This is a genomic window from Paracoccus saliphilus (assembly GCF_028553805.1).
In the GTDB taxonomy this organism is placed as follows: Bacteria; Pseudomonadota; Alphaproteobacteria; order Rhodobacterales; family Rhodobacteraceae; genus Paracoccus; species Paracoccus saliphilus.
The window spans coordinates 4,172,660-4,191,104 of record NZ_CP067140.1; the positions used below are offsets into that span (position 1 = coordinate 4,172,660).

At 60.0% G+C, this 18,445-nt stretch carries 20 protein-coding genes; 5 read left to right on the forward strand and 15 right to left on the reverse strand.

All coding sequences use genetic code 11. The features are described 5' to 3' along the window. Window positions 1-143: 143 nt before the first annotated feature. Window positions 144-1,016 (forward strand): class A beta-lactamase, encoded by an 873-nt coding sequence (gene bla / locus JHX88_RS20035; protein WP_076527983.1) that lies wholly within the window; start codon window positions 144-146, stop codon window positions 1,014-1,016. A gap of 126 nt (window positions 1,017-1,142) precedes the next feature. On the opposite strand, the gene JHX88_RS20040 is transcribed toward bla, so the two are convergent. From JHX88_RS20040 to queC, 6 genes are all read right to left on the reverse strand, one after another. Next, window positions 1,143-2,447 (reverse strand): TRAP transporter large permease, encoded by a 1,305-nt coding sequence (locus tag JHX88_RS20040; protein ID WP_076527985.1) that lies wholly within the window; start codon window positions 2,445-2,447, stop codon window positions 1,143-1,145. 5 nt (window positions 2,448-2,452) lie between these two features. After that, window positions 2,453-2,962: a TRAP transporter small permease gene (locus JHX88_RS20045; RefSeq protein ID WP_076527986.1), complete on the reverse strand. Its 510-nt coding sequence runs from the start codon at window positions 2,960-2,962 to the stop codon at window positions 2,453-2,455. Between the two features lie 62 nt (window positions 2,963-3,024). Continuing rightward, window positions 3,025-4,005: a TRAP transporter substrate-binding protein gene (locus JHX88_RS20050; protein ID WP_084203280.1), complete on the reverse strand. Its 981-nt coding sequence runs from the start codon at window positions 4,003-4,005 to the stop codon at window positions 3,025-3,027. 201 nt (window positions 4,006-4,206) lie between these two features. Beyond that, a complete protein-coding gene (queE, locus tag JHX88_RS20055) occupies window positions 4,207-4,914 on the reverse strand; it encodes a 7-carboxy-7-deazaguanine synthase QueE (RefSeq protein WP_076527988.1) in 708 nt (235 codons plus the stop codon). Beyond that, window positions 4,911-5,264, reverse strand: a complete 354-nt coding sequence (locus tag JHX88_RS20060) for a 6-pyruvoyl trahydropterin synthase family protein (RefSeq protein ID WP_076527989.1) — start codon at window positions 5,262-5,264, stop codon at window positions 4,911-4,913. The genes queE and JHX88_RS20060 overlap by 4 nt, the downstream gene beginning before the upstream one ends. Then, window positions 5,264-5,965, reverse strand: a complete 702-nt coding sequence (gene queC / locus JHX88_RS20065) for a 7-cyano-7-deazaguanine synthase QueC (RefSeq protein WP_076527991.1) — start codon at window positions 5,963-5,965, stop codon at window positions 5,264-5,266. The genes JHX88_RS20060 and queC overlap by 1 nt, the downstream gene beginning before the upstream one ends. Window positions 5,966-6,162: 197 nt before the next feature. Between queC and JHX88_RS20070 the strand changes: the two genes are divergently transcribed. Next, window positions 6,163-7,743 carry an SEL1-like repeat protein gene (locus JHX88_RS20070; protein ID WP_076527992.1) on the forward strand — a complete coding sequence of 527 codons (1,581 nt, stop codon included), beginning with the start codon at window positions 6,163-6,165 and terminating at the stop codon, window positions 7,741-7,743. Between the two features lie 24 nt (window positions 7,744-7,767). Here the strand turns inward: JHX88_RS20070 and JHX88_RS20075 are convergent, their stop codons facing one another. Both JHX88_RS20075 and JHX88_RS20080 read right to left on the reverse strand, forming a co-directional pair. Then, the gene (locus JHX88_RS20075) at window positions 7,768-9,003 is read right to left on the reverse strand and encodes a Zn-dependent hydrolase (protein WP_076527994.1); all 1,236 of its coding nucleotides are present in this window, start codon (window positions 9,001-9,003) and stop codon (window positions 7,768-7,770) included. Next, the gene (locus JHX88_RS20080; protein ID WP_076527996.1) at window positions 9,003-10,193 is read right to left on the reverse strand and encodes a hypothetical protein; all 1,191 of its coding nucleotides are present in this window, start codon (window positions 10,191-10,193) and stop codon (window positions 9,003-9,005) included. Before JHX88_RS20080 ends, JHX88_RS20075 begins: the two co-directional genes overlap by 1 nt. A gap of 201 nt (window positions 10,194-10,394) precedes the next feature. On the opposite strand from JHX88_RS20080, the gene JHX88_RS20085 reads away from it, so the two are divergent. After that, a complete protein-coding gene (locus JHX88_RS20085; protein WP_076527998.1) occupies window positions 10,395-10,895 on the forward strand; it encodes a MarR family winged helix-turn-helix transcriptional regulator in 501 nt (166 codons plus the stop codon). 11 nt (window positions 10,896-10,906) lie between these two features. Here the strand turns inward: JHX88_RS20085 and JHX88_RS20090 are convergent, their stop codons facing one another. Genes JHX88_RS20090 through JHX88_RS20105 form a run of 4 tightly spaced genes read right to left on the reverse strand, consistent with a single transcriptional unit; the run spans window position 10,907 to window position 14,442 of the window. Next, window positions 10,907-11,749: a metal ABC transporter permease gene (locus JHX88_RS20090; RefSeq protein WP_076527999.1), complete on the reverse strand. Its 843-nt coding sequence runs from the start codon at window positions 11,747-11,749 to the stop codon at window positions 10,907-10,909. Then, on the reverse strand, window positions 11,746-12,612 hold the full coding sequence (locus JHX88_RS20095) for a metal ABC transporter permease (protein WP_076528001.1): 867 nt from the start codon (window positions 12,610-12,612) through the stop codon (window positions 11,746-11,748). The genes JHX88_RS20090 and JHX88_RS20095 overlap by 4 nt, the downstream gene beginning before the upstream one ends. After that, window positions 12,609-13,502, reverse strand: a complete 894-nt coding sequence (locus tag JHX88_RS20100) for a manganese/iron ABC transporter ATP-binding protein (RefSeq protein WP_076528067.1) — start codon at window positions 13,500-13,502, stop codon at window positions 12,609-12,611. The genes JHX88_RS20095 and JHX88_RS20100 overlap by 4 nt, the downstream gene beginning before the upstream one ends. Window positions 13,503-13,539: 37 nt before the next feature. Next, window positions 13,540-14,442, reverse strand: a complete 903-nt coding sequence (locus tag JHX88_RS20105; RefSeq protein WP_076528003.1) for a metal ABC transporter substrate-binding protein — start codon at window positions 14,440-14,442, stop codon at window positions 13,540-13,542. A gap of 145 nt (window positions 14,443-14,587) precedes the next feature. On the opposite strand from JHX88_RS20105, the gene JHX88_RS20110 reads away from it, so the two are divergent. After that, on the forward strand, window positions 14,588-15,007 hold the full coding sequence (locus tag JHX88_RS20110) for a Fur family transcriptional regulator (RefSeq protein WP_076528005.1): 420 nt from the start codon (window positions 14,588-14,590) through the stop codon (window positions 15,005-15,007). Between the two features lie 31 nt (window positions 15,008-15,038). On the opposite strand, the gene JHX88_RS20115 is transcribed toward JHX88_RS20110, so the two are convergent. From JHX88_RS20115 to JHX88_RS20125, 3 genes are read right to left on the reverse strand one after another with little or no spacing between them, the layout of a single operon-like run. Further along, complete coding sequence (locus JHX88_RS20115) at window positions 15,039-15,899, reverse strand: carbon-nitrogen hydrolase family protein (protein ID WP_076528007.1); 861 nt, start codon at window positions 15,897-15,899, stop codon at window positions 15,039-15,041. Then, window positions 15,896-16,480 carry a GNAT family N-acetyltransferase gene (locus tag JHX88_RS20120; RefSeq protein WP_076528009.1) on the reverse strand — a complete coding sequence of 195 codons (585 nt, stop codon included), beginning with the start codon at window positions 16,478-16,480 and terminating at the stop codon, window positions 15,896-15,898. Before JHX88_RS20120 ends, JHX88_RS20115 begins: the two co-directional genes overlap by 4 nt. Then, entirely contained in the window at window positions 16,477-16,878 is a 402-nt protein-coding gene (locus JHX88_RS20125) for a ketosteroid isomerase-related protein (RefSeq protein ID WP_076528011.1), read from the reverse strand. Before JHX88_RS20125 ends, JHX88_RS20120 begins: the two co-directional genes overlap by 4 nt. Window positions 16,879-17,018: 140 nt before the next feature. On the opposite strand from JHX88_RS20125, the gene JHX88_RS20130 reads away from it, so the two are divergent. Then, a complete protein-coding gene (locus tag JHX88_RS20130) occupies window positions 17,019-18,410 on the forward strand; it encodes a phosphohexomutase domain-containing protein (RefSeq protein WP_076528013.1) in 1,392 nt (463 codons plus the stop codon). Window positions 18,411-18,445 lie beyond the last annotated feature (35 nt).

Consider the following 18,445-nt stretch of genomic DNA (forward strand, 5'->3'; position numbering starts at 1 on the left):
AATCCTTCAAAGACAGGAAAAGGCATGAAATCGAGTTATGAATGCGCGTGCATTGGCCTGAGCGCAGCGGCCGCCTGCACGTTGCCGCAATCGGCAATCGGGCGGTTAACCACTGAGACAATCTCTGCACAGAAGGCGATAGGATGAACACGAACTGCATTCGCATTGCGATGGCGGCCCTTGCCGGTCTGCTCTGGCTACAACCCGCGCAGGCGCAAGACCCCGTCACCGATCGCGTCATCGAGGCGGAACAGAAACTGCAGGCCCGTGTCGGCTATCACATGGTGGACCTGACATCGGGTAAAGCCACCGGCTATCGTTCTGACGAGCGTTTCCCGATGCTCAGCACATTCAAGGTGCCGCTTTGCGCCGCGGTGCTGGCCCGCGTCGATGCCGGGGAAGAAGAACTGGATCGGCGCATAGGCTATGCCAGCGGGGATCTGGTCGAATATTCTCCGGTGACCGAGCAGCATGTCGGCGAGGGAATGACCCTGTCCGCCCTCTGTGACGCCGCTATCACGATGAGCGACAATACCGCGGCGAATCTCTTGCTGGAGACGATTGGCGGACCTGAAGGACTGACGACATTCCTGAGGGCGACCGGGGATCAGGTCAGCCGGCTGGACCGTTGGGAAACCGGGCTGAACGAGGCATTGCCCGGCGATCCGCGCGACACAACCACGCCGCGGGCGATGGTCTCGACCCTGCATCGGTTATTGTTCGGCGACGCGCTGTCAGAGGCGGCCCGCAAGATCCTGATCACCTGGATGGAGAACAATCTTGTAGCGGACGATCTGATCCGTGTCTCGCTCCCCCACGGCTGGTATATCGCTGACAAGAGCGGCGCGGGGGCACGCGGCGCAAGGGCTATCGTCGGAGTGCTGGGTCCAGAAGACAGGCCCGAGCGGATCGTCGCCATCTACATGACGGAGACCTCGGCCTCCATCGAGGCCCGAAATGCCGAGATCGCCAAGATCGCCAAGGTCATTGTCACCAACTGGAACGCGAAAAATTAACAGCGAGAGAATCCGTCGCGCAAGCGTTTCCCCCCTTCTTCTTCATGCAAATATCCCCGGGGGGGGTGCCGGGGGGCAGGCGGCCCCCCGGCCATCGCGGAACGCAAAACCCGCGCAACGGTCAATCTACCGATACATCAGATTGGGCAGGAAGGTCACCAACCCCGGAAACAGCGTAAACAGGGCAATCGCGGCAAGCAGGATAAGCAGAAAGGGAAGCGTATCCCGGGCAACCTCGCCGATCCCCCTGCCAGTCATCGATTTCAACACGATCAGGTTGAACCCGACCGGCGGGGTGATCTGCGCGCATTCGATCACGATCACCGCGAAAATCCCGAACCAGATCAGGTCGATCCCTGCTGCATCCACCATCGGCAGCACGACAGAACTGGACAGAACCAGGATCGAGATCCCCTCAAGGAAACAGCCGAGGATCAAAAAGAACAGCGTCAACACCGCGATCAGCATCATTGGCGACAGTTTCAGGCTCTCGACCCATGTCGCCACCATCCGGGGAATATCCGCGAACCCGACGGCGATGGACAGGCAGGCAGCGCAGGCGATGATGAAAGAGATCATGCAGGAGATGCGGGTAGCCGCCAGAAGGCTGTCCATGAACATGTGACGGCTCATCGTGCCATTCAGGAAGGACAACAGAAAGGCACCCAGGATACCGATGGAGGCGGCTTCGGTCGGCGTGGCCAACCCCTGATAGATCGAGCCGATGATCGCCACGATCAGCAGCACCACTGGCAAGAGATCCTTGGACGCCCTCAGCTTCTGCATGAAGGGAACGCGCTCAGGGATTTCGCCGCGCCGCCCGGGATTCAGGATCGACCACAGGGCTATATAGCCCGAGAACAGCAGGACCAGCACCAGCCCCGGTACGATCCCGGCCACGAACAGGCGGGCCACGGATTGCTGCGCAACCACGCCATAGACGATCATGATGATCGATGGCGGGATCAACAGACCGAAAGTTCCCGCCCCCGCCAGCGAGCCGACCATCATGCGCGGATCGTAATTGCGCTTGCGCAACTCTGGCACGGTCATCCGCCCGACCGTGGCGCAGGTGACGGCCGACGAGCCCGAAACGGCGGCCATGACCCCGCAGCCGACCACATTGACATGCAGCAAGCCTCCGGGAAGCCTGCCGACCCAGGGCGACAGCCCACGAAACAGGTTGGCCGACAGGCCCGAGCGCATCAGGATCTCGCCCATCCAGATGAACAGCGGAAGCGCGGTCAGCGCCCAGTTCCAGCTTGCGTCCCACATGGTCGAGGCAAGGATCGGCCCCGCCTCGACCGGCGTGAAGAAGAAGAACATCACCAGCGATACGGCCAGCAGCGAGAGCGCGATCCAGACACCGGAACCAAGGAAGACAAGAAGGCTCAGCAGCAGGGCCACCACGGAAACGGTTACGCTATCCATGAGCCCTACTCCGCCGTGCTGTCGATATTGGTTTCGTAATCGGCAGCCCGCCCGGACAGGATCAGGCCCGCCTGTTCGATGATGCCGATGCACATCACGGCCAGCCCGAAGGCCACGGCGCTTTGCGGAATCCAGAGCGGGATCGCCATCATGCCGGGGCTCAGCTCTCCGAAGCGATAGGTTTCCAGTGTGAACAGCGTCATGTGATAGGCCGCATAGCCGGTGATGAGGATACCAATGGCACAGCACCATATCTCGAAACCGCGGCTGATCCTGCCAGAAAAGAGCTGCGGGATGATCCCGACCCGCACATGCCCGCCATTCACGAAAGTATAGGCCAGCGCCAGAAAGGTGGACGCCGCCAGGCAGAAACCGGAGAGTTCGGTGGTCTCGACCGCCTGCCCCATTTGCCGCGCGACGATCTGCCATAATGTCGCCACCGCGATCGCAGCCAGAAAAGCGCCTGCGGCATAGCCGCAAAACAGGTAAAGCTTATGCGCGATAGCCCTGAACATGAGCACCTCCAATCTTGCAGGAGAGGTAGTCGGTCATATGCCGACCGCCTCCAGGGACGGGGTCACTCCTTGGAGGCCAGGTAGTTGTCCAGCACCTCCACCTCTTCGGGCGATGCACTCTCTTTCCATTCAGCGGTCATCTGCTCGCCGATCCCTGCCAGCTTGGCCTGGAGTTCGGGCGAGGCGTCCGATGTCGTCATGCCGTTTTCCTCCAGTTCCTTCAGCCGCGCCTCGCCGGCCTCCTGACTCAGCTTCCACGCCGTTTCGGTCGCCTTTTCCCCGGCAGCTATCACCGCCTCCTGCATCTCGGGATCAAGCCGCGACAGGGCCCGTTCGTTGATGATGATGGCGTTCTTGTTATGCATCGAGCCCGAATAGGTAAAATGCGACGCGTAATCCCATGCCTGGATATCCACCCCCGTCTGCGCCGAGGTGAACAGCGCCTCGATCAGCCCGGTCGAGAAGGCCTGCGGGACCTCTGCAAAGGGCAGGATCGTCGCCTGGAAACCGAGCAACTCCCCCATGCGCTGCGTCGCGGGAGAGTAGATGCGCAGTTTCACGTCCTGGAATTCAGAGCCGTCAGTCACCTCGAACTTGGTGTAAAAGCCTTGCCCCGGCCAGGGCATATAGCTGAGAACACGCATACCTGCATCGGCGAATGTCTTGTCGAACCACGGTTTCTGCGCATCCATCAGCAGGCGTGCCTCGTCGTAATCGCTGGCCACGTTCGGCACGCTGTCCAGCGTATACATGGGGTTTTCGTTGCCGTAGACGCCGAAACGGATCTCGCCCAACTGCACCTGCCCGGACTGTACCGCGCGGCGGATTGCATCCAGCTTGATCAATTCGCCATTGGGCCGCAGGTCGATCTGGACCTCTCCCTCCGTCGCGGTTTCGACCTCTTCGATGAATTGACGGATGGTCTGCGTGAAGAAGCTGTCCTCGGGATAGCCCGAAGCCATCACCCATTTCGTCTCGGCACTGGCCGTGGAGGCAAGGCAGATGGCGGCGACGGTCATTCCCAGTTTCGCGAAGGCGTTCATTTTACACTCCATGGTTGGACTTCATTTTCTTGATTATTGCCCAACCCGGGAAATATGTCGCGGGATGGGATAGGTTCTGGCGCGGCGATAGCCGCAACCGCAAGCGGCATGAACCGGAAGGCGGACAATACCGGTATCGAGAGGTCAGTGTACTCACTGCCTCTGTCGCCGCAACCGGCAAGACACTGGCAGTTTAGGACTTCAGACGCCGCGCTTGTTGCCCCAGACCAGCACATGAAGCTGCGGCAGGACGCGGGGGGCAAACCAGTCGTCGCCGGTGACTTTCTCGATCAGCCAGAGCAGCCGGTCGGCGCAGGCCTGCAGATCGATAGGCCGATCCGGATCGACCTCGGGGTTGCCGGGCTGGAGATAGAGCGGGAGGTCGGGAAATTTCTCGGCAACCGCTTTGGCCCACAGGTAATCCTCGTCATCGAAGATCACGATCTTCATTACCACATTCGGGCATGTCTCGGCGGCAGTCAGGCAGCGCCCGAAACCCACCCAATCCACGTTTTCACCGCTCGAAGGCGGCTTGGGGCTGAGAACCAGCGTATCGAGGGCCGAGAACCATGGCCGGGCGATCGAGCCCTGGGTTTCGCAGGCGAAACGGTACCCTTCCGCCTTGCCCATCGCGATCACCGGGGCGAAATCCTGGATCGCCGGATTGCCGCCCGAGATGGATATGGTGAGCGGACGTCCCCCCGACAGACGGCGCACCTCTTGCCAGATCGCCTCGGGCGTCATCACCGTCCAGTCATGGCGATAGCGGCTGTCCACGGCATGCAGCGAGTCGCACCAAGAGCAGCGGTAATCGCAGCCACCGGCCCGGATGAACACCGTCGGCTCTCCGATCAGCGCGCCCTCGCCCTGGATCGTGGGTCCGAATATCTCGGCGATACGCAACGTCATGGCCGGTACTCGGCCCAGGTCTTCGGTGTCTCGGACACGCGCACGGCCGCGGTTTCCGGCCAGCGCGCCTTGCACCAGTCATAGAAATGCCGGGCAAGAATCTCGGCGGTCGAGGGGCCGTCGATGATGTCGTTGAGATGCCGGTGATCGAAATTGTCGTCGATATAGGCCTTGAGCGGCCCGAGTTCGTGATAATCCCGGACAAAACCCGCAGCGTTCAATTCCTGCGCAGCCAGTTCGACTACAACGACATAGTTATGTCCATGCAAGCGCGCACATTGATGGTCCGGCGGCAGATGGGACAGTTGATGCGAGGCAGAAAAATGGAATTCCTTGGCGATCCGGTACATTAAGCCTCCGCCTTGCTTGATATGGCCTGCTGCCAGAATTCCGGATCCTCGTAGACCGTCGGATCGTCGATCCCGGCGAGGTGAAAGGCTTCGCGCCGTTCAACGCAGGTGCCACAGCGCCCACAATGATCCGCCCCGCCCTTGTAGCAGGACCATGTTTCCGCGAAGGGCGTGCCTGCCCGCGCGCCCTCGGCAACGATATCGGCCTTGGAGCGATGCACGAACGGGGTCAGAAGCGTCACATCGGCATAGCCATCGAGCGCGGCGCGTTGCATCCGGTCAAAGGCAGTGGTGAATTCCGGGCGGCAATCGGGATAGATGAAGTGATCGCCACCGTGAACGGCGGTGGCCACGGCGCGGTCCCCATTTGCAGCCGCGATGCCATAGGCGATGGTCAGCATGATGGCATTGCGATTGGGGACGACGGTGATCTTCATCGTCTCTTCGGCATAATGCCCGTCGGGAACGCCGATATCCCCGGTCAGGGCCGATCCGGTCAGCGCCGCGCCGACCGAACGCAAATCGATGACATGATGCGGCACGTCCAGGCGCTCGGCGCAAGCGACCGCATAGTCCAGCTCCTTGCGGTGGCGCTGGCCGTAATCGAAAGAGACGAGGCGGGAAAGCTCCCCTCGCGCTGCCAGCATATGAGCGAGTGAAACGGAATCGAGTCCGCCGGAGCAGATGACAATGGCTTTCATGTTTCAGTCCTTGTTTTGATGACCGGGTAGGCTGCGACCGGTGGCGCGCTCTTAGAAGACGCGCGGGCAGAAAGCAACTTTCAGAACGCCTATCAGGGCACAGGCAAGAAAACGCCAATACAGGAGCATTGGACATGCATATTTTCGCCAGTTATGGATTGCGCGCGATTTTCATTTCCCGCCCAAGGAGAATTTTGATGCCCCCGATTATTCGTCATCTGACAACAGGCACAGCCTTGACTGCCTTGCTCTCAACCTCGGCGATGGCAGAATCCACGCCCTCCTCGAGCAGTGTTTTCTCGCCCTCGAACATCGCCGCAGGTGTGCTGCGCATGGCCGTATCCTATGGCCGCATGATTGCGGATATCCGCTATGACGCAATGGAGGTCGATCCGATACGCGGTGAATTGGTCATGCGCGAGTTGACGGTTGCGGGCCTTGGTCCTCATGCCAATTGCCGTGTGTCCCTGGGAAGGATGCGTGTATCGGGCATTTCCATCTGGGGTGCGGAAGATTCGCGCGTACGATTGGACGCGGCCGATATATCGGTGGCGAATAATTGTTTCGGCGCGAATGCGGCGATGATCGGCATGGTCACCGGGGGCGATGCCATCCCGGTCTCGGATCTGGCCATCGATACGCGCCAATCCATGGGTCGGGGTGCCCTGGTCGCGGATATCGAGATCAACAGTCCCGGCATCGCCCGGATCGAGGGAACGGCAGATTTCGATTATGTCTCGCTCTTCGCCCCTGGCATATTGCAGGAGATGATGAATGAGGGGCAGTCCTCGCCGCTGGCCGATCCCGAGAGCGACGATTTTTCCGACTCTCAAGGTGATGACATGTCGGATCAGGCACCTGAGATGGGCCTTCGCGGCACCCTGCGCTCGGCACATCTGTCGGTCGAAAATCTCGGGGTGTGGGAACGCATGCAACCGATGATCCCGCCCGGCATGCTGGACCCCGCGACAATCGACAATATCGTCAGCGCCGAACCCGGAACCGAGTTGCACGGCATCGAGCAGGACCTGGCCGATGCCGCCAAGGCCTTCATTGCGGAACCTACACGCGTAACAGCCGAAATCCGGCCCGATCAGCCAATCGCGTTCGACAGCACCGAATGGAAAACCCCGCAGGACGCCGCGACGCTGTTCAAGCCCGGCTTCACCAACGCCTTACCCACACCGCCCGTCGCGCTGATTGCCGATCCCGCAGAAGATGACGAAGATCCGCGCGCGCTCGGCCTGGCGCTGGCGCGAGGACAGGGCGTGCCGCAGAACATCAACCGCGCCATCGAATTGCTGACCCCGATACAGGACGAGGGAGAGGTGGCACTGGCGCTTGCGGACCTGAAAACCGCCAGCGATCCGGCTGCCGCCTATGCACATGCGCTGACGGCGGCAGAGACCGGGACGCCCGGCGCGCTGAGCATGCTCGACCGCATCGAGGCCCGCTTGCCCACCGCCGATCTGCTGGCCGCGCAACCGGCCGCCGATAGCGATTTGCCGGACTCTGTCTTTGCCTCGGCCGTTGCGTTGCGCGATGCGGCATTGGCCCGCGAAGAGGGCGACGGAGCGCCTCGCAGCTACGCGCTTGCCTGGCGCCTGGCGTCATTGGCCGCTGCTGCAGGAGACAGCCCGGCACAATCGCTCATGGCCCGGCTCGATGCGCGTTTCGGTGGGGAGCCCACCTGGATCGAGACCCGCGACGAAGCCGCTGACCTGGCCATGTCGGACTGGTCCGAGCAGGATCTGGCGGGTAGGCTGGCCAGAGAATGAGGCATGGAGGATGGCCGATGGATATCAGCCGGCCATTTCTTTCACGGTCCGGAACATGACATCGATTCCACGGGCCAATTGATCGAAATCGGTCCATTCTTCCGGTGCGTGCGAGATACCGTTGTGGCTGGGAACGAAGATCAGGCCGGTCGGCGCGAAATCGGCCATGATCATCGCGTCATGACCCGCGCCGCTGACCATCACCCGGCTTTTCAGGCCCAGCTCATCCGCATGCCGAGACAACGCGCCGTGGATTTCTGACGACAGAAGCGTGGGTTGCGCGAAAAGCTGCAGCTCCACCTCGCTAGTCAAACCATTGCCATTCGCCTTTTCGACCACGGCTTGCGTTTGCGAGATCAGTTCGCGCACGACCTCTTCCTTCGGCGCCCGGATATCGACGCTGAAGGTCACCTGATCGGGAATGACATTCGCACCGCCGGGTAAGACATCGATCTTGCCGACAGTCAGAACGGCGTCCTGCCCGATGCTGCGGGCAAGGTCGGGCAGTTCGGAAAGGACCGAGACCGCGCCAACCAGCGCGTCCCGGCGGGCATTCATCGGCGTGGTGCCCGCATGGCCCGCCTGCCCGCGGATCGTCACCTTCAGTTGTGACAGCCCGACGATGCGGTCCACGATGGCGACATCCTCGCCATGTGTTTCCAGCACCGGACCCTGTTCGATATGCAGTTCCAGAAATGCGTGAATCGCGCCGGGTGGCAGCACCGCCAGACCTGCATTTTCCGGATCGAGCCCATATTCGCGCATCGCCTCTGCCACGGAAATGCCATCATCGTCGCGAAGATCGGACAAGCCATCCGTATCGACCTTGCCCGTCAGGATACGCGACCCGAACAGCCCGCCGCCGAAACGCGCGCCCTCCTCTTCGATCATTGCGATGAATTCGATGGGGCGGTTGGGAACCAGCCCCTGCTCCTGAAACAGGAAAGCGATCTCGATACCCGTGATCACCCCCGCGGGGCCATCAAACTTGCCGCCATTCGGGACCGAGTCGAAATGCGAGCCGACAATGATCGGGGCAAGTCCCGGATCACGCCCCTCCAATCGTCCGAAGATATTGCCCACGGCATCCTCGCGCACGACCAATCCGGCCTTGGCCATCTGATCGCGCAGATAGTCGCGTGCCTGGCGGAACTCCGGGCTATAGGTCAACCGGGTGGTGCCATTGCCCGGCGTGGCGGTAAAGCGATCCAATCCCTCGATCAGACCTTGGATACGTTCGGTTCTGGCAATGCGTGTCATCAGAGCAACCCCACGAAAATTCCGGCTAACACCACCGACACCATGGTCACGGTCACAAAACCTGCAACCAGCATCGACGGCAACATATGCGCTGTCAGTGCCTCGCGCTCATCCTGATCGTCGGTGAGCGTATTCACGACCTCATTGGTGATGATGTAGTCAGCCGGAAACCCGTAAAGCGCGGTCAATGCGCAGGCAAAGGCCATGGCAGGAGTCATTCCCACCAACCGGCCCGCAATGAAGGCAAACAGATACATTCCGAAAACGCCTATCGCGATCGTGCCGACCATCGGCACTGCCAGTTCAAGCAGCATCTCGGGCGTGGCGCGTTTAAGCCCGTCAAAGACGAAGACCATCAGGATCAGGATCGTGAAACCGAAAGCATTGGCGGATCGCAGGGGCTGGCGCTCGAGAAACCCGACCGAGGTGGCCAGCACGCCGAAGACAAGGCACAGCACGAAGGGGCTGATGCTGAAGATCGGTTTGACCAGCTCTGCGGCGCTCCATGCCAGCAACGCGACAATGCCGAGGCGCAGAAACTTGAAGTAATAGGTATTGTAAGCGGCAGGCATGGCAGAGAATAGTCCCGGCGGCTGATCTGCTTCGCCACCGTGATCCGTCACGGCAGCGCCCTCGGCCTTCCAGTCACCGGCACGATAGCGGGCTAGCACCCGCTTGCCTTCACGCTTGAGCATCACGGCAGTCAGCGGATAGCCGATAAAACCTTGCATCACGTAGATCAGGATCGCCAGCACCGACAGGCTTTCCAACCCCGCCTCGGTCGCGGCATTCGACATGATCAAGGACGAAACGATGCCACCCACCAATGGTGGCGTGGCGACCACCACGGTCTGGTAGTCCAGCACCAGCAAGCCGATCGTGAACAGGATCGCCACGATCCCCACTATCCCCGCCAGCGCTACGACCACGGTACGCCATTGCTTCGTCAGCTCTTCGACGGACAGCAACGTGCCCATATTCGTGATCAGCAAATACATCGCCAGAAACACGATGGGAGTCTGGAAACCGGCCAGTTCGACGATATCAGTGGGAAAGAAGGTCCAGTAGCCGAACAGGAAAAGCACGGCGCAGATAAAGACCGAGGGCAGCCATGATCTTGTTCGCGTAGAGACGACATCGCCGACATAGAGAATGAACGCGAGAATGGCAAAGGCCAGTAATTGTGGCATCGTTCGAGAGCCTCCGCAGGGCTGATGACGCCGCTGGTCGTCCAGCAGCCGATCACGGTCAGATGGCCGAACACGCATCGCGACCGATCATGAATGCCGGATTTTTGATCCATATGGATGTATTTTGCAATGGATAATTGCCTACCCGGTGAGTATCGGTCTTGATCGAGGCAGGAGGCTTGAGAAGCGGTGGAGGGTGTCATGGGAACCGGAACGCCTTTGGACAGGCAGCAGATGCTGGAAGGGACGCTATCCTCGGATCTGCGATATCTGATGGCGGTCAGCTATATCGTGCTAGCCAATAATCAGGTGACCAACCGCTATATCGAGCGTCGATACGATATGCCGGTGCATGCATGGTCCACACTTTATGCCATCGTCACCTATCCCGGCCTACGCGCGAAGGATATTCAGCACCTCTTTCCCCGGCCGCAGAACACGATCAGCCGGGTGGTGGCGCTTCTGGAGCGCCGGGGATTGGTTCGCCAAGTCGTATCCGATCAGGATGGGCGTGCCAAAAGCCTGCTGCCGACCCCGGCGGGAACCAGGCTGCTGGACGAAATCAAGGCAAAAGCTCTTGAACGTCAGAACGAGATGTTCAGCGTGCTGGACGATGAAGAGCGTCAGACATTCCTGGAACTGTGTCGCAAGATTGCGGCCGGGGATCGGTTATGTGCCTCCGAGGCGATGAAAGAGTCATAGAGGTATCGGCCTCAGCTCTTAACTGCCTCGATGCGCCGCGCCCGCACTTGCGATGTCCTGCGGATGAATGCAACGATGAAGAGTGCGGTCAAAATCAGGATGATCGTCGGGGCGGGGGCGCTGTCCAGGAAGAAACTTAGGTAAACGCCACTCAACATCGCGACAAGGCAGACCAACACCGCCACCGCCAGCATCCGGCCGAAACTGCGCACCAACAGGAAGGCGATTGCACCTGGGGCGATCAGCAAGCCGACCGCCAGGATGAGGCCAGTTGCGGAAAGCGTTGCGACAATGGTCAGGGACAGGATCGTCAGAAGGCCGTAATGCAGGATCGCGACCGGCAGGCCGGATGCCTGGGCCTGAGCGGGATCGAAGGCGTGCAGCATCAGGTCTTTCCATTTTAGCAGCAGCGCCACCGACACGAACAGCGCGATCAGGCCGGCCGTCCACAGATCCTGAGTACCAACCCCGAGCATGTTGCCGAACAGAATGTGATCGAGATGAACATCCGTGGTGATCGAAGTATAGATGACGATTCCCAGTCCGAACATGCCGGAGAATACCACCCCCATGACGGTGTCCTGCTTGACCCGGCTGTTATTCGACAGATAGCCCGTGGCCAGGGCAGTCAGCATGCCGGCACCGAAAGCGCCGAGGATCAGCGGGAACCCCATGATATAGGCCAGCACGATTCCCGGCAGCACCGCGTGGCTGACAGCATCGCCCATCAATGCCCAGCCCTTCAGCACCAGGAAACAGGACAACAGCGCCGTCGGCACGGCGACCATTGCCGCGATCAGGAAGGCTTTCTGCATGAAGGGAAATTGAAACGGCATCAAAAGCGTGTCGATCATGACGCCACCTCGTCCTTGTGCAATGACGCGGCAGCCTTGGCCTTGGCAGCCAGCAGGCCATGCTTCGGAGCCCAGACGAAAGCTGCCAGGAAGATCAGTGTCTGCAGGCAGACGATGATCCCGCCCGTTGCCCCGTCGAGGAAATAGCTGAGATAGGCACCGGTGAAACTAGAAATTGTACCGATCGCCACCGACACCAGGATCAGTCGCGGAAACCGGTCGCAGAGCAGATAGGCGGTGGCCCCCGGCGTCACCACCATGGCAATGACCAGGAAAGCCCCCACAGTCTGCATCGCCGCGACCACGCAAGCCGATAGCAGGATGAAGAAAACTGCCTTCAACAGGCCGGGGCGAAGGCCGATGGAACGCGCGTGGCTTTCATCGAAGAACACCACCATCAGGTCTTTCCATTTCAGCAACAACACGGCCAGTGAAACGAAACCGATGATGGCAAGCTGCAAGGTGTCTTCGGGTGTGATCGCGAGGATATTGCCCATGGTAATGGTCTGGATCGAGATCGCCATCGGGTTGATCGACACCAGGAACAGGCCCAGGCCGAAGAACGAGGTGAAGATCAGCCCGATCACGACATCGACCTTGAGCCCCGACCTGTCGGACAGGAACAGCATGGCCGCCGCCGCCAACCCGCCCGACAGGAACGCCCCCAAGGCAAAGGGCAGGCCCAGCATATAGGCACCCGCAACCCCCGGCACGACGGAATGGGACAGCGCATCGCCGATCAGCGACCAGCCTTTCAGCATCAGATAAGATGACAGGAACGCACAGACTCCCCCCACCAGGGCCGAGACCCACATCGCGTTGGTCATGTAACCATAGCTGAAGGGTTCGAGCAGAAGGTTCATTCGGACTCCTCCCGCGTATGGGTCCGGTCGCCATATTGCACCAGCGGCCGTTCATCATCCGACAGGATGGTGACGTGACGCGGATCGGCATCGTCATGAAGCGCCTCTCCGCCCAGTGTGATGTGACGCAGGACCCCGCCGAAGGCCGTTTCGAGATTGTCGCGGGTAAAGGTCGTCTCGGTCGGCCCATAGGCAAGCACCGTTCCATTGACCAGGACCACCCGATCGCAGAACTCGGGCACCGAACCCAGGTTATGGGTGGAAACCAGCATCACCCGACCCTCGTCGCGCAATTCGCGCAGCAATGCGATGATCTGCTCTTCGGTCTTCACGTCCACGCCGGTGAAAGGCTCGTCCAGCAGGATCACCTGCCCGTTCTGTGCCAGCGCGCGAGCCAGAAAGACACGCTTCTTCTGTCCCCCCGACAGCTCACCGATCTGACGATGGCGATACTCCTGCATGTTCACACGAGCCAATGCAGAGTCCACGGCATCGCGATCGGTTTTCGAAGGGCGGCGCAAAAAGCCCATATGGCCATACCGCCCCATCATCACGACATCCTCGACAAGTACGGGAAACGACCAGTCCACCTCCTCGGCTTGCGGGACATAGGCGACAAGATTCTGCTTCAAGGCCCGCGCCACATCCATTCCGAGCAGGCTGATCTCTCCTTCAGCCACGCGAACGAAGCCCATGATGGCCTTGAACAACGTCGATTTCCCGGCCCCGTTCACACCAACCAGTGCCGTGACCGTTCCGCGGGGAATCTGAAAGCTCGATTGCCGCAACGCTGTGTGCCCGTTGCGATAAATGACCGTGATCTCGCGGGCATCGATACCACTGCCAGGATCGGTTTCTGCGTCAACGGGAACAGTTTGATTGTCGCGCATCATATCAATCTTTCTGCCGGAAGGCCGTCTCCCGGACTCAATTCTTGTCAGCTGTAAGACCGTCGGCAATCGTCCTGGAGGTCACGGTCAGGAGTTCCAGATAGCTCGGCACGGGACCGTCGGGCTCGGACAGGCTGTCGACATACAGGACTCCGCCATATTGCGCGCCCGTCTCGCGCGCGACCTGCTCCGCTGGCGCGGTGTTCACCGTGCTTTCGCAGAACACGACCGGAATGTCGTGCTCTCTCACCCCGTCGATCACCGCCCGCACCTGCTGCGGCGTGCCCATCTGATCGGAATTCATCGGCCAGAGGTATAGCTCCTTCATACCGAAATCGCGGGCGAGATAACTGAACGCCCCCTCGCAGGTGACCAGCCATCGCTGCGCCTCGGGCAGTTCGGTGATCTGTTGACGCAGGGGTTCGAGCGTGGCCCGCAGCTCTTTCTTGTAAGTTTCGGCGTTCTTCGCATAGGCGGTGGCATTGCCGGGGTCATGTTCTGCAAAGGCGGCTTCGATATTGTCGATATAGATCATCGCATTGTCGATGCCCATCCAGGCATGTGGATTCGCCTTTCCCTCATAGGAACCCGACGCGATCGAAATCGGATCGATTCCTTCTGTCAACGTGACCGAAGGGACTTCGCTCAGATTGGACAGGAACTGCTCGAACCACAATTCGAGATTCAGCCCGTTCCACAGGATCAAGTCCGCATCCTGCGCCCGGACGATATCCTGTGGCGTCGGTTCATAGCCATGAATCTCGGCGCCAGGCTTGGTGATCGACACCACCTCCGCTGCGTCGCCCGCCACATGCCGCGCCATATCAGCAAGAACGGTAAAGGTCGTCACCACCTTCATCCTGTCTTCGGCCCATGCAGCACCGGCAAACAACGCCGAAGCCGTCGCCGTGGCAAGAAGCCGCCTCACCGAAGAATTCATCTGATTTCCTTTCATGGGTTGAGGGATCACCGCCATGTAAATGCAACGCATTCGCAATAGTCAAGAAGAATGCGACGCATTCGCATTTTGTTGTCCGCCCGGTCGGATCGAGTTAAGGAGTATATTCGACACAGGAGAACGCAGGATGTGCGCTGATATCACTGACCTTGCCCAAGCTTTGCGCGACGCCGGTCTGCGGGCAACCCAACAGCGAACGGTCCTGCTGTCGATCCTGATGGAATCGGCGGATCACCCCAACGCGGACGAGTTATACGCCCGCGCCAAGACCATCGATGATTCGGTATCCTTGGCGACCGTCTATCGCACTCTCTCGGCGCTGGAAGAGGCTGGCCTGATTCGCAAGCTCAGTTTCGAGAATGAGCCCGCGCGCTTCGAGATCACACCTGTCGCCGAGCATGACCACCTGGTCGATATCGACAGTGGAGAGGTGATCGAACTAAGCAGCGAGGAAATCACCCGGCTGCGGCAGGAACTGGTCGAGCGCATGGGATACGAAATCCTGAGCCAGCATACGTTAATACGGGCACGGAAGAAGCCAGGCTAGAGCGAGTTCGGCTTTCGGAAAACTTGATGCCTCAATCCCGAACCAGCGCGGATTTGGTGGATTCGGGCCAATGCGCATAGGGCAGTACGGCGCCGTCATTGCGGCTTTGACTGACCCGCGACAAATCTATTTGGGCCGTGACCCATCCGGGGCGGTCCATCTCTCCCTCGGCAATGATCCCCGTTTCCGGCCAAAAACCATCGGGCGGGCCGTAGATGGCGGCGCGCCCGCGGTTCTCGTCCACCGCCGGCATCCAGTCGCAGGAACCTACGGTCGGAGCCTGCACCACGACGCATTGGCTTTCCAGCGCCCGCGCCATCGCGCCGATGCGGACACGATGGAAGCCCGCGATCGTATCGGTGCAGCTTGGCACGAGGATCAGCTCGATCTGCGCTTCGGCCAAGACCCGTCCCAGCAAGGGGAATTCGCTGTCATAACAGATCAGGATGCCGATTCGACCCAGATCCGTATCGAAAACGCGCAGGCCCGAGGCGCCTGTGACATTCCAGTCTTCGCGTTCGAACCGAGTCATGATCTGCTTGTCCTGATAGCCGATACAACCACCGGGACCATACAGAACCGCACGGTTCACCGGCCGGTCACCCGCGAACACCGGACCCGAGGCCGCAAGGATATGACAGCCATGCCGTGCCGCCAGCTTCTGATGCAGATCGCCAACCGCATCCGTATGGCGAGCAACCTCGTGCAGGGATGCTTCCAGATCGCTCGCCACTTCGGCCCCGCCCAGCGAGGCAAGTTCCATCGCGCCATATTCGGGGAATACCAGCAGGTCAGCACCTTCGGCCTTCTCGACCCAGGATGTCAGCTTGACTTCATATTCGGAGAAGCTGTCGAACCAGTCTAACGAGTAAGCGGCGGTGGCGATCTTCACAATTGCCTCATCCAGAATTGCAGTGGTTTCTCGGTTTGATCCGAATCTCCGACATCTTTCCACGAAAAACTTGCGGTGACACCCGGTAGCGGCGCATATCCCCGCTTGCGCCAAAAGCCGTCCAGGGGACGGTAATCCGCAGGCCGCGCCGGATGGTCGGCAGGACGCACGACACTGCAAAAAGCGCAATAACGCGCGCCCAACGCTCGGGCATGAGCCTCGCGCGCATCAAAGAAGGCATGTCCCAAGCCATGTCCGCGATATTCCGGCAGCAATACCGACTCCGCACAATAGAAGATATCCGCCAGCGGTTCTGGCCGGCCCTTGAATGCAGCGGCAAAATCATTGGCATGATCGGTCATGGGCGCCCCAGTCGACGCCCCGATGATCCTGGTTCCGTCCAGGGCAGCTACGACCACGGCCCCCGGCGATTGATAGGCGGTGAGGTAGTTCCGCTCATAATCCAGATCGCCATCATAGAGATAAGGCCAGGCACGGAACACGGCGATACGCAGACGGGCGACATCGTCCAGCGCCGCTTCAAGCGCTTCGCCGGTCAGAACGCGCGTCGCAATGCTCATGCGCCGACCTGCCGGGTCCATTCACCAAGGTTGTAATAGGTCGTGACGCGCGAAATCTTGCCGTCGCGGACTGTGAAAAACGACCCGGCGGGCAGGCGATATTTCTGACCGTTCGCGGGCGGCAGCCCCTCATCAGTCTTGAGATAGGTGCCGTTCACGATGAATTCCGCCGCTGCGCGATCGCCATCGTCATTGGTGAAAACCACCATATCCGTCAGGTTCTCACGATAGCATTCACTCATATGCGCATTGAATTCTGCGAACAGTTCCTTGCCCTTACGAATTTCCCCCTCGTTGACATGATGTTCGATCTCGTCATGCAGCAGGTCCAGCATCCGGTCGGTCTGGCCAGCATTGAAGGCGTCGAAATAGGCTGCGATCAGCGATTTGGTATCCATGCGAATCTCCGTGTTTTCCTGACTGATCTAGCGGGCCCGAGCGGTCGCGTCACCTCCGCCCAAGGGACCAGACAGACTTGATTTCCGCATATAAGCTGTTAGCGCTACGAACGACTTCTGCGTAAAAAGGGAACGCGTTCATGAACGATCAGAACAAGCTTGGTCACCGTGAGATCACTTGCTTCAAGGCATATGATGTGCGGGGCGAGTTGGGTGTCAATCTAGACCCGGATGTCGCCTACCGGATCGGCCGGGCCTTTGCCGAAGCCCGGAACGCCAAACGTGTTGTCGTGGGACGCGACAGCCGCGCAAGTTCTCCTGAATTGGCAGAGGCGCTGATCCGCGGGCTGACCGATGGCGGAGCGGATGTTCTGGATATCGGGCTGGCGGGTACTGAAGAAGTGTATTTCCACACCGGATTCCACGACACGGATGGCGGGATCGAGGTGACCGCTTCGCATAACCCGATCAATTACAACGGTATGAAAATCGTTGGGCGCGGCTCTGCCCCGCTGGACCCGGCCACCGAATTGCCGCCGATCGTCGATCTGGCAACGTCGGGCGATTTCACCCAGGCTTCCAAAAAGGGCGAGATCACCGATTTCAGCCATGCGAGGGCCGATTACGCCAAGGCGATGGCCGATTTCGTCGATATCGGCGCGCTGAAACCGATGAAAATCCTGGTCAATGCCGGGAATGGTACCGCAGGCCCGACCTTTGACGCCATTGCCGATGAATTGCAGCGCCGCGGCGCCCCGCTGACCTTCGTACGATTGCATCATGATGTCGATTCCAGCTTTCCGAATGGCATTCCCAATCCGTTGTTGCCGGAAAACCAGCCTCCGACGGTTCAGGCCGTCAAGGACGAGAATGCCGATCTGGGCGTCGCATGGGATGGTGATTTCGACCGTTGCTTCTTCTTTGACGAAAATGGCCGCTTCATCCCCGGCGAATATATCGTCGGGCTATTGGGCGCGGCGTTCCTCGAGAAATCGCCGGGCGAAAAGGTTGTGCATGATCCCCGCGTGATCATGAACACCCGCGCCATGATCGAAACAGCAGGCGGCGAAGCCGTCGTCAGCAAGACCGGCCACGCCTTCATCAAGCGCAAGATGCGTGATGTCGGTGCAATCTACGGCGGCGAGATGTCGGCCCATCACTATTTCCGCGATTTCTACTATTGCGACAGCGGCATGATCCCTTGGCTGCTGATGATCGAACTTCTCGCGCGCAAAGGAAAGACGCTGGCCGAATTGCTGTCGGAACGGATGACACTCTATCCTTCTTCCGGCGAGACAAATTACACGATCGACGACCCCGATGCCGCGATTGCGCGCCTGATCGAGCGTTACGAGGCGCAGGCCGAAAGCAGGGACGATCTGGACGGTGTATCGCTGAATTTCGGCAATTGGCGCTTCAACCTGCGCAAATCGAATACCGAGCCGGTCGTTCGCCTGAACCTCGAATCCGATGGCGATGCCGAACTGGTGGCCGAGAAACAGGCCGAATTGGCCGCGTTGCTGAAGGGCTGATCCCGGGTGAACAGGCTGCGCCAGCCGTGGCGCAG